A 12,951-nucleotide genomic window follows, 5' to 3' on the forward strand; every position below is an offset into this window, starting at 1 on the left:
AATCACAAGTTCGGCTTCTGCTATCTTAAGCTTTTGCATGCGCCTAAGATAACCTTGTTCGGAACTATACGCAAATATTTATGACGCTATGTATAATTCAAAGCTTCTCTTTCGGTATCGGTATCGGTATCAGGGTCGAATTAGGGTTATTGGCGAACAAACAGTATCTATCCCGATACCGATACCGACCCCGATAACTGCATTTTCTCAAGCGAAAAACGCATTGCCGAAGTAGAATTGGTAGAAAACCGACAATCCATAGTGGGAAAAAAGTGGGAATGGAAATGGTGGGAACGAAAAAAGGGTTTAAGCATTTCTGCTTAAACCCTTTGATTTTCTTGGTGGAGCTGAGCGGGATCGAACCGCTGACCTCTTGAATGCCATTCAAGCGCTCTCCCAGCTGAGCTACAGCCCCGTGCGAAGAGCCGGAATCTATTCAAATAGCCGGAGAAGTCAAGTGGGTTGAAAGATTTTTTTTCCGGTTCGTTGGGCAATGGATTACGGCTTGGCCAGTTTCGTCGCGATTTCAGCGACATGGCGTCCCTGGAAGCGGGCGCCTTCCAGTTCGTTTTCGCTGGGCATGCGTTCGCCCTGACCGCCGACGATGGTGGAGATGCCGTAGGGGGAGCCGCCGGTGATTTCATCCATGCGCATCTGGCCCTGGAAGGAATAGGGCAGACCGACCACTACCATGCCCTGGTGCAACAGGAAGGGAATGAAGGTCAGGATGGTGGATTCCTGGCCGCCGTGCTGGGTGGCGGAGCTGGTGAACACGCTGCCGACCTTGCCGATCAGTTTGCCCTCGGCCCAGAGCCCGCCGGTGGCGTCCAGGAACTGGCGCATCTGACCGCACATATTCCCGAACCGGGTCGGGGTGCCGAAGATGATCGCATCGGCCTCGGCCAGTTCGTCCACGGTGCAGACCGGGACCGTCGTGAGTTTTTTTTGCGCGTCCAAAGCGCCCATCTTGGCAAGAACCTCTTCGGGGAGCGTTTCCGGAACCCGACGCAGTTCAACGGTCGCGCCCGGCACCTGACCGACTCCCTGAACCATGGCCTCGGCCAGGGCGTGGATGTGTCCGTACATCGAATAGTAGACAACGAGGGCTTTCATAATGGACTCCTTTGGGCTTATGTTCGGACAAACAGATTGAGTCATGTTCACTGTTCCGCGCTGGGAAGTCAACTTCAGCCCACCATGCTCCGATTCAGCACGTCGATCCGAGCCAAGCTCTCCAGCTCCTCGGCCAGGGCCAAAGCCTCGTCCATGTCCCGCCCCCAACAGACCAGACCGTGGCGTTCCATGAACAGGGCCGGGTAGGCCATGGCCGCCCGGCCCACTTGCTTGGCCAGGGCCTCGCATCCGGGCTGGAGCGGGGCCAGACGGATCATTTTCCGGGACCAGACATCCGCTTCGAAGAGCGGCAGTTCCAGCAGGTCGTCCTGGGGCTTGGCCAGACTCAGGGCCAGCAAATGGGGAGGATGGACGTGCAATACCGCCTGGGCCTTGGACTGTGACGCATATACGGCCCGGTGCAGGGCCGCCTCGGTGGAGGGTCGGCCCGGGCCGGTCACCGTTCCGGAGGCCAGGTTGACCAGGGCCAGGTCGCCGGGCCGCAACCGCCCCTTGGCGCTTCCGGAAACCGTGATGATCATGGCATCGCCCTGGCGCAGACTGATGTTTCCGTTCAGACCGGCCATCAGCCCCCGCTGCCAGGCCCGAACCCCGGCCTCGCGAATCATGCCCGCTTCCCGGGCGCTGATCCGGGGGCCCCAGGGCAGGCCGTAGGGCGTTCCGTCGCCGCGGCCCCGTTCCAGGACCGGCTTGACGTCCACAACCGGGGTCCCGTCCACGGCTTCCAGAGGGAAAACGTCCAACATTCCCCGTTCCGCGTCCAGCCCGACAATCCGGACCTGGTGCAGGCCGAGGGGGTTGGGGCGATGGGGCGAGCGCAGGGCGAAGACCCCTTGCAGCGGGTTGTCCGGATTGCCCCGGGCCCTGGCTTTCAAACGATCCCGCTCGGCCAAATGCATCCAGGTGAAAACCAGGATCTCCGCGCCCAAGGCCAGGCCGTCCAGGGCATCGAGAAACGCGGCGTCGATCTCGATCCGGGCCGTGGGGCCGTTCTCCAGCCCCTGTTTGGGGCAGTCCTCCAGACGTATGAGCGGCGAACGAACCACGCCGACGGGAGTCAGAGCCAAGATCAAGTTCTGGTCCATGGCTACACCTGGATCACGGTTTTCATGTCGACCCCGTACTTGCGCATCCGATTAAACACAGTCACCCGATTGATGCCCAGAATCCGCGCTGCCTCGGACTTATTCCCTCCGGTGCGGCGCAAGGCCTCCACCAATTGCGTCTTCTGATCGGCTTCCGCGGGACAGGCCTGGGAAGCGACGGATTCCGTCGGGCCTTTCGTGGGTACCGGAACCTGAATATCCATGGGCAGATGCTCCGGTTCGATCTGTCCGCGGTCGGCCAGAACAAAGGCGTACTCCAATACGCTTTTCAGTTCGCGCACGTTGCCGGGCCAGGAATACCGCATGAACATGCCCAAGGTCATGGGACTCAATCCCTTGATGTCCTTTTCGCTTTTGGAGCGCAGGCGTTGGATGAAAAAATCCGCCAGCAACGGGATGTCGTCCCGCCGCTCGCGCAATGCCGGCAACCGGATGGGGATCACGTTGATCCGGTAGAACAGGTCCTCCCGAAACAGGCCTTCGGAAATCAACTTCGGAAGATATTTATTGGTGGCGGTGATGATCCGCACGTCCACGGAAAGCTGCCGGTTGTCCCCTACCCGCTCGAAGGTCTTGGTCTCCAGAACGCGGAGCAGTTTGACCTGGACGGACATGGGCAGGTCGCCGATCTCGTCCAGAAAGATATCCCCGCCGTGGGCCGCTTCAAACCGGCCCTGGCGATGACGGAACGCACCGGTAAAAGCCCCTTTGACGTGGCCGAACAGCTCGCTTTCCAACAGCGATTCATTCAGGGCCGCGCAGTTGAACTGCACGAAAGGTTCTTCGGATCGCGGCCCCAGATCGTGGATCGCCCTGGCCACCAATTCCTTACCCGTACCGGATTCGCCGCAGATAAACACTGGCGCGTCGCTTTGGGCGGCCTTTTCCACCAGCCGAAAAATATTCTGCATTTTGGCGGAACGACCGACCATGCCGTGGAAAATGGTCCGCTCGTCCAACAGCCGGGAAAGCTGCTGGAGTTCATGTTCCTTGCGGTCCAGCTCAGAGACGTCGGTCAAGGTTTCCACGGCGCCGAAGGGCTGGCCGTCGTCATCGTAGAGCACGGAAGCCGTTTTCAGGATATGTACGTACGTGCCGTCCTTGCGCATGATGTGACATCTTTTGCGCACGAAGTCTTTTTTTTCGAAGAGTTTGCACCAGGCATGGCGAGCGTCGGAGCGGACGCGCTTGCAGGCGTCGCAATTGAAAATGGAGCAGGAGGACTCGATCAGCTCATCGCGGGAATAACCGGTAATATCTTCCATGGCTTTGTTGACCAACTTGATGGTCCCGTTGGCGTCCACCAAAAGCAGCCCCTCCTGCATGACTTCGAGGATCTGCCGCCAATGCGCGTCGAACGGCGGAAACTGCCCGGCCCGGCCCTGAGCCGGGCCGCCGGATTGAAAGGTGTTTTCAAGTAATTTTGCCGGTTGCATGCTCTCTCCAAAAACGTGTATCATGAGTACGAGACTAAAAAAACCGTTGCCTCGTCGAACGGCTGTTCATCATTTTATGGACATGATTAAACACCTGTCAACGCACACCCTCACACATCAGACCCTGTTGGCGGTCCAAAAAGCAGAAGGAGGGAAGATAAAACATATATCATTCAAAAGCTTATAGCAACACACCCCTAACTGGCATACATTCTGCTTAGTGAGGCGTACCAACCGACATTGAACGCACCCCAAATCATATAACCACGAAAAGGAGACGAACATGAGAAAGCAAACACTGATGGGCATCGGCATCGCGGTCATCCTGGCATCCTACATCGGCATTTCCGTCGCCGCCGAAGCTGGCAACGCCCGAAAGGGCCGGTTCTTGTTCCGCCAGGAGTGCCGCCCCTGTCACATGGAAAACCCGGTGGGAGCTGTTCCTTCACACTACCTCGGCCCGGACTCCAAGACCCAGGCCGACTGGAAAGCGGTATTCGACGCCTACACGGAAATGCCTTGTGTTGAACACTGGGGCGAGAAGCTCTCGGACCAGGATCGCCTGGACATCTATCAGTACTTGTATGACGGAGCCATGGACTCCCCGACTCCGGCCAAGTGCGGATAACGGTGTAACACTGAAACTTATGGCAAGGAGAGCCTGGATGCCCGCCTTCGCGGGCATGACGAGCTTCGAAAAGCGTACGAATTGAAGTCATTCCCGCGAAGGCGGGAATCCAGATGCTTAAGGTAACGTTCTGGCTGCACCCGACCTTTTTGAGCAGTACAGGGCAGGATGTTGTAGGCCCAAAAAGGGCTGAACACTCGTCATAAAGCCGATTCGTTGGCTTGTGAACCGAGAACCGACTCCGGACGTATGCCCGGATTCAGCGGGGCCCGCTGAATCCGGGCTGGGTCCCACGAGGAGCTTGGCATGGATGAGACGACGAAAACACTTTCACGACGTAATTTCCTGCGGGCATCCGCGGCGGCCATGACCGCCGCGGCCGGGGTCCCGGCCCTAACGGGCCTGGTGTCCACCGGACACGCCGCGGCTCCGGCCCCCCAGGCCGGGCCGATCACCGATCACTACACGGCCTGCGACATGTGTTTCAACCGGTGCGGGATGATCGCCAGGGTCCAGAACGGTCGAGTGATCAAGCTGGACCCCAACCCGAAATTCCTCAAGTCCCGAGGCATGCTCTGCGCACGGGGCAACGCGGCCACGGCGCACATCTACGACCCGGACCGACTCAAACACCCTTTGCTGCGCAAGGGCGCCCGGGGCGAGGGCAAGTGGCAGCGCATCTCCTGGGATCAGGCCCTGGACCACACTGCCGAGCAGTTCCAGCGCATCGCTGAAAAGTATACCCGCTGCGGAGTCATGTTCTCCCCCGGCTCGGACATGCAGTCCCAGTTCCTGATCCGCTTCGCCGAGGTCTTCGGCTCCTACAACATTACGTCCCACGAAACCTTGTGCCTGCTGAGCAACGCACGGGCCTACCTGGACACCTTCGGGGAGACCCCCTACCCGGACGTGCTGTACACCAAGTACATCATCATCGCCGGGGCCAACCCCTTTGAGGCCATCATCACTCCGGACTCCATCGACCTGATGGAGGCCCGCAAAAACGGCTGTAAGATTGTCGTCCTGGACCCGCGCTATACCAAGACCGCGGCCATGGCCGACGAGTGGTTCTCCATCCGGCCGCACACGGATATGGCTTTTTTCCTGGCCCTGGCCCATGTGATTATTCACGAGGGGCTGTACGATCGCCAGTTCGCGGACGAAATGCTCTTCGGTTTGGACGAGTTGCGCGCCCATGTCCGCGAATACACCCCGGAATGGGCCGCCGGGGAGACCGGAATACCGGCCGAGGACATCCGGCGCATTGCCCGGGAAATCGCCGCCGCGGCCCCCACGGCCATGGTCTATACCGGACGACGAACCTCGGACTATGAGGATTCATCCCAGATTCGCCGCTCCATGGCCATCGTCAACGCCCTGCTGGCCAACTGGGACCGCCCCGGCGGAATCCTGGCGTCACGGGAAGTCGGCGTACGCGCCCCGTACTTCGACATCCCCTGGTACGACGACAACCCGGACGACCGCATCGACCACGGCATGGCCCCGGGTCTGATCCATCACGAGGGCTCGTTCAAGCTGATGCGCGACGCGATCATCAAGGAAGAGCCTTACCCCATCCGGGGCTGGTTCACCTTCAAGACCAACTTCATGCAGACCGCGGCCAATCGCAAGAAGACCATTGAGATGCTCGACCATCTCGACTTCATCGTCAACGCGGACATCGCCATGACCGACACGGCCTGGTACTCGGACCTGCTCCTGCCCTCTCCCAGCTTTCTGGAACGCAACGACCCGGTCTCGGCCCTGCAGGGCTCCTCGGCCTGCGCCTGCGCCATCTGGCGCGACGCCGTGGTCCCGGCGATGTACGAGTCCCGGGACATGCGCTGGATATGTACCGAGCTGTCCAAGCGCCTGGGTTTTCCGGAAACGTTCGACTTCACCATCGACCAGTACCGGGAATGGCAATTGGCCAGCATCCCCGAAGCGGCCCAGGCCATCAAGGAAGACGGGGTCTACTACAACCCCAGCAAGGTTTACGGCATCTACTTCGACGTGCCGCTGAAGACCCAAGCCCAGAAGATCGAGCTCTACAACCAGCGTTACGCCAACATGGGCCTGGACCCCATGCCGACGTACAAACCACCGCGTCGGGAAGAGGGCAAGCTCCGTCTGGTGGTGGGCCGCACGGCCTTCTTCACCCACAGCAATACCAACAACGCCCTGCTCATTGAGTTCGAAGAGGAAAACACCCTCTGGATTCACCCCAAAACGGCCACGCGGATGGGCTTTGGCGACGGAGAGCGGGTCTTCGTGACCAGCGGTGTCGCCCAGGTGGAACTGGCCTTGAAATTCTTCGAGGGCATTGAAAAAGACACCGTGTACATGGCCACCGGCTTCGGGGCGCTCTCTCCGGGCCAGCGCTTGGTGCACAACCGGGGAGCCAGCATCGCCGAAGTCCTGGAGGATCACGTGGACCATATTTCCGGCAACATGGCCATGCATGAGACCCTTGTAACCGTGAGCAGGAAGGTGGGCTGATGAAAAAATACGCCATGGTCGTGGACTCTTCCGTCTGTATCGACTGCAAGGGCTGCATGGTTTCCTGCAAGGTCCAGAACAACGTGCCCAAGGGGTACTGGCGCAATTGGATCAAGCACACCACCCCGGACTTTTCCCTGGGCAAGCTGACCCGGACCCATTTCCAGCCCGGCGGGTGCATGCAGTGCGACGTGCCCACCTGCGTCACGGCCTGTCCCAGCGGGGCCACGTTCAAGGATCGGGAAACCGGGATCGTCCACGTCAATGAATCCCTATGCATCGGCTGCGGCAACTGCGTGCGGGCCTGTCCCTACGGGGCCCGGTACCGGCATCCGGAAAAACGCGTTCCGGACAAATGCGACTTCTGCTTCAGCTCGGGCAGACTGGCCCGGGGACTGGTTCCGGCCTGCGTGGACACCTGTCCCACCAAGGCACGGGTCTTCGGGGATCTCAACGATCCGGACAGCGAAGTCTCCCGGCTGCTGCGGGAAAAAACCACGGTGCGGGTGACCAGTAAAAACATCGATACCCAGCCCAACCTGTACTATATCGCGGCCACGGAGCCCGCGGACTGGCCAGGAGACGTGGAGTATCCACAGGCCTATTCAGTCATGGCCTCGCTGGTCAATCCGCTGGTCACGGTCGCCGTGGGGCTGTCCGCCCTGGGCGTTGCCGGGATGTGGGCCAAGCAGGCCTTTGCTCCGGACCCGCCAGATCCAGAGGACGACGAGCACGAAGCAAAAGCCCCTGAATCGACAGTCTCCAAGCAGGACTAAAGGTGTGTGCCATGAGTGAAAAACTGATTCATCGACATGACAAGTTGTCCATTTTCATCCACTGGTTCAACGCCTTCTGCTGGATCGCCCTGCTGCTCACCGGCCTGGGGCTGATCAAGAACGACCAGCTCAATCCTCTGGGTGCGTGGTGGCCGAACCTGATGCGCGCCCTGTTCGGGGGCGGCGAGAACCTACTGGCCGTACACCAGTATCTGGGCCTGATCTGGGCCGGGGTGTTCGTGCTTTACGTGCTGCTCAAGCCCAGGGAGACATGGCTCTTCCTGAAAGAAGTCTTCACCGTCTCCCCGTCCAGGGACATGACCTGGTTCATGAAGATGAACCTGAAGATGACCATGGGCAAGAAGGGCTTTCAGCGCTTCGGCATGACCCCGGACATGCCGCCCCAGGGTTTCTACAACTTCGGACAGAAGCTCTTCGCCCAGGCCACGGTGCTGGGCGGGATCGTCATCGTGGTCACGGGCGTGATCATGTTCCTCTCCCCCATCATGCTCGACAACCCTGATCCCGCGGCCTGGTCCCGGACCATCCACTACCTCACGGTCGGCCTGGTCACCGCCGGAATGCTGGTGCACATCTACATGGCCGCCATTTCCAAGGAGGAAAAGCCGGCCTTCAAGTCCATGTTCACCGGCACCGTTCCCGAACACTACGCCAAGCACCATCACCAGTTGTGGTACGAGGAAGTGGCTGGGGAGGAAAGAAAGGTCGAAGGGTGAAGGGTGCGGAGGGGCGGTTCGCGAATCGCCTCTGAGCGAACCGCCTTTACCTGAAAAACCTGGCACTACACGCTGAAAAAACATGCCGCGGGAGAGACGCCCGCAGCGAAACCATCAACCCAAGGAGCGAGAACATGCGAAAATATTCGATTACCATGCGGCTGATCATCTCCGCCCTGGCGGTCCTGTTTCTGGCCGGTTGCGCCGGGCACCACGGCCCCAAAACCGCGAAATTCGACCTGGACCCGGCCCAGGTCCCGGAACCCTACCACACCCTGGTGGACATCGAGTTCGTCAAGCCGCTGGTCTTTGAGGCCATGCTGCGTAGCGAATCGCCCACGGATTTCATGATCATCGACTCCCGGCCCAAACAACCCCGCTACGACGTCGGGCATATCCCCACCGCCGTCAGCATGCCGGACAGCCAGTTCGACAGCCGGGCAGCGGAAGTCCTCCCCGCAGACAAAAGCACGCTGCTGGTCTTCTACTGCGGCGGCCTGCACTGCCCCCTGAGCCACCAGTCCGCCTGGAAGGCCGAGGCCCTGGGCTACACCAACGTGGCCGTGTATCCCGCCGGGGATCCGGAATGGGTCAAGCTGGGCTACCAAGTCTGGACCGCCCGCGACGTGCGCACCCCGCTCCCCGAATTGGACAAGGCCCAGGTTCCTGAACCCTACCACACCCAGATCACCATCGACACCGTCCGGCCCATCGTGGCCCGGGCCGTGCTCTCGGCCACTCCGGTGACCGACGTGATGATCATCGACTCCCGGCCCAAGCAGCCCCGCTACGACGTGGGCCACATCCCCACCGCCGTCAGCCTGCCGGACAGCCAGTTCGACCGGATGGCCGCCGAGGTCCTGCCAGCGGACAAAAACACCAAACTGATCTTCTATTGCGGCGGGACGCACTGCCCCTTGAGCCATCAGTCCGCCTGGAAGGCCGAGGCCCTGGGCTACACCAATATCGCCGTTTACCCCGCCGGGGATCCCGAGTGGGTGGAACGCGGCTACGTGGTCTGGACCGCCGACGGCCCGCACATGACTGTCGCGGCCCCGGCCGCGCCCAAGGCTCCGGCTGAAGAAGGCACCCTGAAAAGCGGTTCGGCTGAAGGGACCATTGACAACGACTTCTTCGTCCAACTGATGAAGGACAACCCGGGGAGCATCCAGCTCATCGACGTCCGTTCCCCGGCAGAGTTCGCCGCCGGACACATCCCCAGCGCCCTGAACATGACCGTGAACGAACTGGAAGACCAGATCGCTGTCTTCAGCACGGATGACAAGCCCATCGTCTTCATCTGCTCCACGGGCGCGCGCAGTGGAGAAGCCTATTACCTCTTCCAGTTCATGCGTCCAGACCTGAAGGACGTCTACTATGTCGACGCCAACGTCAGTTACACTCCCGCGGGTGAATTCACGATTAACTAATGTCTTGATCGAGATTCGCTCGAAGAGATAAACTCAGGCCGTCCAAGCCCCGTACACGGGGGGAGGACGGCTTTTTTGTTCACCTTAGGGATCTGGTTGATATTGTATTACCATTTGTGAATTTGGTGGTGCAGGCAAGATGCCTGTCCTACCATTTAAACATGACTCCGGTTCACACTCGCGGAATTGTAAAGCGCGGGCGGGGCTAAAAAGGTAAATTGAGACCAGCCAACTCCTTGCGACACGGGAGGCTTTCCATGCTCATGAATCGAAACCACTTCGCCAACCGTTTCAAAGTCCTGGCCATCTCCCTCTTTCTGCTCGTTACCGTCTGGCCAGCCTTAGCCGCCGAAGAAACCTCGCCCCTGTTCACCCAGGCCCAGCGCAGCGCGGACCGAGACGGCTACGCCCTGATCACCACCCCGGAACTACGCCGGCTGATGGACGAAACCCCTAACGTGCTGCTGGTGGACGTGCGCTTTTCCTACGAGTTCGTTTCCGGGCATATGCCCGAGGCCGTGAGCCTGCCCGTGGACCTGCGCGACCGGGGCGACCTGCCCCCCGAGCGCCGCCAGGCCATGCTGGACACCTTCGGGCCGGACAAGGATCGGCCCATCGTGATCTACTGCCGGGACTTTCGCTGACTGCTCAGCGAGATCGCCGCAGCCTGGGCCGTGCGCCTGGGATACGCCAACGTCATCCGCTACCCCGCCGGGTACATCGCCTGGCGCGAACACTACCCGGACCTTCAAGTCTGCGAGGTCCGATCTCATCGGCTCCAGCCCGGTCAGTACTTCCCGCCCTGCGTGCTCACCGCCTCGGACAGAACGTCGGATTTCGCCTACCTGGGGCTGGAGCAGGAATCGGCCAATTTTTTCCTGGCCGACGTGCCCGCGGAGTTCGTCCTGCTCAAGTACTACGGCGAGCACTGCCATCAGTGCGTCCAGGAGGTGGACCAGTACAACCGTCTGTTCACCGTGCTCCGCGACGACCCCGAACTCGGGCCACGCCTGAAAATGATCGGCATCGGCGTGGGCGACACCCAGCGCAGCGTGCTGCGCTTCAAGCGCTCGCACCACGTGCCGTATCCGCTCCTGCCCGACGAACGCCAAGTCATGTTCGAATCCGTGGGCGCCGGAGAAATCCCGCTGATCTACCTGGTCAAAATCCTGCCCGACTCCCGGGTCCAGGTGGTGCTGTACCACGAAGGAGGATTGGAGGACGTGGACGGGTTATTTCAACAGATCAAGGGGGCCGTGGTGGAATAGGGAGGAAAGGTGGGGCTTGTGCGATTCTGAGAGGTCTCTTAACATACTTCGGTTACGCGGCCTTGTAACTACTCAGCACAAAGCAATGCTTTTGTCGGGGTCGGAATCGGAATCGGGATCGAAAACGCTGGGATGCGTTCTTATTTTTTCCTGTTTCGATTCCGACCCCGACCCCGATTGCCGGAACAAGAGCGGACGTAAAATGTGCTGAGTAGTTACGCGCCCTTTGTTGATCACCTTCAACCAGGAAGAATCACTCACCATGCCCGCCACCACATCCTTACAATCCCTCCACGTCATGGTCTGGACCGCCTTGATGGCCTCCTTGATCGCCGTGGGGTCGTTTTTGTCCATTCCCCTGGGGCCGGTGCCCTTTTCCATGCAGCCCTTGTTCATCATGCTGGCCGGTTTTCTGTTGGGCTGGCCCCACGGGATGATCGCGGTCCTGCTCTTCGTCGCCGCCGGGACCATCGGCCTGCCCGTGTTCGCCGGGGGGAAATCCGGCCTGGCCGTGCTTTTCGGCCCCACGGGCGGCTACCTGATCGGCTTCGTCCTGGCCGCCGGGGCCATCGGCCTGCTCACCCAGGCCCGCAAGACCGCCCGGACACCCACCCGGACACCCAGTTGGGCCCTCGGCCTGCTGGCCGGTCTGCTGGGTCTGGCCCTGCTCTACGCCTGCGGCCTGCTCAACCTGGTCCGCGTTTTGGACATCGGCTGGAACAAAGCCCTGACCATCGGCTTCCTGCCGTTCATCCTGCAGGATCTGGTCAAGCTGGTCATGGCCGTGGCCACCTGGCGGATCATGCACGGTCGGGGACTGCTGCCACGTGTTTGAGGGCTTGTGTCGCTCATTTCATCCAATGGCCGATGACGAGAAAGCTAAACTATCCCGGGGGGCACCATGCAGAAGAACCTGACCATCACCATCGACGAAGATGTCTATGAAGGGATTTATGCGACCGTCGACCCTGACGACGTCAGCTTTTTCGTAAAGGAACTCGTCAGGCCGCATCTTGCGAAACAAGATATGGATTCGGCTTATGCGGAAATGGCCAAGGACCTTCACCGCGAACGTGAAGCCCTGGAATGGGCGGAAGCCACATTCAAAGACGCCGACCAATGAAACGAGGAGAAGTCTGGTGGGTGATAAATAGGCGACTTCGATGATGACAGCGGGCTTTGTCAACGCGGAAGCACTAACCTATTCTTATCATGCAAGGAACGCCGTTGCTCACGTTGCCTTCACTCTGGACAAAGGGCGAATCCTCGGCCTCGCAGGTCCCAACGGAGCGGGCAAGTCGACGCTGCTCGCTCTGTTGGCCGGACTGCTGCCGCCTTCATCCGGCACCCTCCGGGTCGCTGGAAAGGACGCGCTTCAGGACGGCGAGACGGTTCGGCGCACAACCGCCCTGGTGCTCCAGGAGGCGGATCTGACCATTATTGGGACCACCATCGACGAGGACATTTGTCTGGGGCTGCCGTCCGAGCGACGCGACGAGGCCTTGGATCTGGCCGCCCGCCTGCACCTGCCCGCACCGGACACCCCGGTGCACACCCTTTCCCACGGCCAGAAACGCAAACTCTGCCTGGCCACGGCCCTGCTGCGCCGCCCGGAACTGCTGCTCCTGGACGAACCCTTCGCCGGGCTGGACTATCCGGGCATCCGGGAAATCCGGGCCATGCTCCAGGCCAACCGGGACAGCGGCCTGACCCAGATCATCGCCTGCCACGACCTGGAACCCCTGGCCGATCTGGCCGACCTGTGGCTGGTCCTGTCCGGCGGTCGCCAAACGGCCTTTGGCCCGGCCCGGGAGGTCTTCCCCCTTCTGGAATCCATGGACGTGCGCCCGCCTTGCTCCTGGCGAGCCGGGCTGGGCATCCTGCCCTGGGACGATCGCCACGCCCCATCTCCGGCCACGACCCCACTCACCTGAAAG

12 protein-coding genes and 1 tRNA gene are annotated in these 12,951 nt (G+C 60.6%); 9 read left to right on the top strand and 4 right to left on the bottom strand.

The features are described 5' to 3' along the window. Positions 1–339: 339 nt before the first annotated feature. The 4 genes from AC559A_RS15755 to AC559A_RS15770 all read right to left on the bottom strand — a co-directional run bounded on the left by AC559A_RS15755 (position 340) and on the right by AC559A_RS15770 (position 3,565). Positions 340–415 (bottom strand) — tRNA-Ala (locus AC559A_RS15755). 83 nt (positions 416–498) lie between these two features. Next, complete coding sequence (wrbA, locus tag AC559A_RS15760) at positions 499–1,113, bottom strand: NAD(P)H:quinone oxidoreductase (RefSeq protein ID WP_028571187.1); 615 nt, start codon at positions 1,111–1,113, stop codon at positions 499–501. Between the two features lie 74 nt (positions 1,114–1,187). After that, positions 1,188–2,219, bottom strand: coding sequence for a tRNA (N6-threonylcarbamoyladenosine(37)-N6)-methyltransferase TrmO (tsaA, locus tag AC559A_RS15765; protein WP_498818647.1), 1,032 nt, complete (start codon positions 2,217–2,219; stop codon positions 1,188–1,190). A gap of 2 nt (positions 2,220–2,221) precedes the next feature. After that, on the bottom strand, positions 2,222–3,565 hold the full coding sequence (locus AC559A_RS15770; protein ID WP_498818686.1) for a sigma-54 interaction domain-containing protein: 1,344 nt from the start codon (positions 3,563–3,565) through the stop codon (positions 2,222–2,224). Positions 3,566–3,959: 394 nt separating this feature from the next. Between AC559A_RS15770 and AC559A_RS15775 the strand changes: the two genes are divergently transcribed. The 9 genes from AC559A_RS15775 to AC559A_RS15815 all read left to right on the top strand — a co-directional run bounded on the left by AC559A_RS15775 (position 3,960) and on the right by AC559A_RS15815 (position 12,948). After that, entirely contained in the window at positions 3,960–4,304 is a 345-nt protein-coding gene (locus tag AC559A_RS15775; protein ID WP_498818648.1) for a c-type cytochrome, read from the top strand. A 306-nt stretch (positions 4,305–4,610) separates the two neighbouring features. Continuing rightward, positions 4,611–6,803, top strand: coding sequence for a molybdopterin-containing oxidoreductase family protein (locus AC559A_RS15780; RefSeq protein WP_498818649.1), 2,193 nt, complete (start codon positions 4,611–4,613; stop codon positions 6,801–6,803). Beyond that, positions 6,803–7,579 carry a 4Fe-4S dicluster domain-containing protein gene (locus AC559A_RS15785; protein WP_498818650.1) on the top strand — a complete coding sequence of 259 codons (777 nt, stop codon included), beginning with the start codon at positions 6,803–6,805 and terminating at the stop codon, positions 7,577–7,579. The genes AC559A_RS15780 and AC559A_RS15785 overlap by 1 nt, the downstream gene beginning before the upstream one ends. Before the next feature lie 11 nt (positions 7,580–7,590). Next, on the top strand, positions 7,591–8,316 hold the full coding sequence (locus AC559A_RS15790) for a formate dehydrogenase subunit gamma (protein ID WP_028571182.1): 726 nt from the start codon (positions 7,591–7,593) through the stop codon (positions 8,314–8,316). 134 nt (positions 8,317–8,450) lie between these two features. Then, on the top strand, positions 8,451–9,746 hold the full coding sequence (locus AC559A_RS15795) for a rhodanese-like domain-containing protein (protein ID WP_028571181.1): 1,296 nt from the start codon (positions 8,451–8,453) through the stop codon (positions 9,744–9,746). A gap of 257 nt (positions 9,747–10,003) precedes the next feature. After that, positions 10,004–11,014: a rhodanese-like domain-containing protein gene (locus AC559A_RS15800; protein ID WP_498818651.1), complete on the top strand. Its 1,011-nt coding sequence runs from the start codon at positions 10,004–10,006 to the stop codon at positions 11,012–11,014. Positions 11,015–11,276: 262 nt separating this feature from the next. After that, positions 11,277–11,849, top strand: a complete 573-nt coding sequence (locus AC559A_RS15805) for a biotin transporter BioY (RefSeq protein WP_498818652.1) — start codon at positions 11,277–11,279, stop codon at positions 11,847–11,849. A 66-nt stretch (positions 11,850–11,915) separates the two neighbouring features. After that, positions 11,916–12,137 carry a DUF8778 family protein gene (locus tag AC559A_RS15810; RefSeq protein WP_498818653.1) on the top strand — a complete coding sequence of 74 codons (222 nt, stop codon included), beginning with the start codon at positions 11,916–11,918 and terminating at the stop codon, positions 12,135–12,137. A gap of 40 nt (positions 12,138–12,177) precedes the next feature. Continuing rightward, a complete protein-coding gene (locus tag AC559A_RS15815) occupies positions 12,178–12,948 on the top strand; it encodes an energy-coupling factor ABC transporter ATP-binding protein (RefSeq protein WP_498818654.1) in 771 nt (256 codons plus the stop codon). Positions 12,949–12,951 lie beyond the last annotated feature (3 nt).

It is taken from the genome of Desulfonatronum zhilinae (genome assembly GCF_900182865.1).
In the GTDB taxonomy this organism is placed as follows: domain Bacteria; phylum Desulfobacterota; class Desulfovibrionia; order Desulfovibrionales; family Desulfonatronaceae; genus Desulfonatronum; species Desulfonatronum lacustre.

What these genes read in the sequence shown, in the direction of transcription:
- wrbA (WP_028571187.1), bottom strand. Translation starts at nt 1,113, where the DNA reads ATGAAAGCCCTCGTTGTCTACTATTCGATGTACGGACACATCCACGCC.
- tsaA (WP_498818647.1), bottom strand. Translation starts at nt 2,219, where the DNA reads ATGGACCAGAACTTGATCTTGGCTCTGACTCCCGTCGGCGTGGTTCGT.
- AC559A_RS15770 (WP_498818686.1), bottom strand. Translation starts at nt 3,565, where the DNA reads ATGCAGGAGGGGCTGCTTTTGGTGGACGCCAACGGGACCATCAAGTTG.
- AC559A_RS15775 (WP_498818648.1), top strand. Translation starts at nt 3,960, where the DNA reads ATGAGAAAGCAAACACTGATGGGCATCGGCATCGCGGTCATCCTGGCA.
- AC559A_RS15780 (WP_498818649.1), top strand. Translation starts at nt 4,611, where the DNA reads ATGGATGAGACGACGAAAACACTTTCACGACGTAATTTCCTGCGGGCA.
- AC559A_RS15785 (WP_498818650.1), top strand. Translation starts at nt 6,803, where the DNA reads ATGAAAAAATACGCCATGGTCGTGGACTCTTCCGTCTGTATCGACTGC.
- AC559A_RS15790 (WP_028571182.1), top strand. Translation starts at nt 7,591, where the DNA reads ATGAGTGAAAAACTGATTCATCGACATGACAAGTTGTCCATTTTCATC.
- AC559A_RS15795 (WP_028571181.1), top strand. Translation starts at nt 8,451, where the DNA reads ATGCGAAAATATTCGATTACCATGCGGCTGATCATCTCCGCCCTGGCG.
- AC559A_RS15805 (WP_498818652.1), top strand. Translation starts at nt 11,277, where the DNA reads ATGCCCGCCACCACATCCTTACAATCCCTCCACGTCATGGTCTGGACC.
- AC559A_RS15810 (WP_498818653.1), top strand. Translation starts at nt 11,916, where the DNA reads ATGCAGAAGAACCTGACCATCACCATCGACGAAGATGTCTATGAAGGG.
- AC559A_RS15815 (WP_498818654.1), top strand. Translation starts at nt 12,178, where the DNA reads ATGATGACAGCGGGCTTTGTCAACGCGGAAGCACTAACCTATTCTTAT.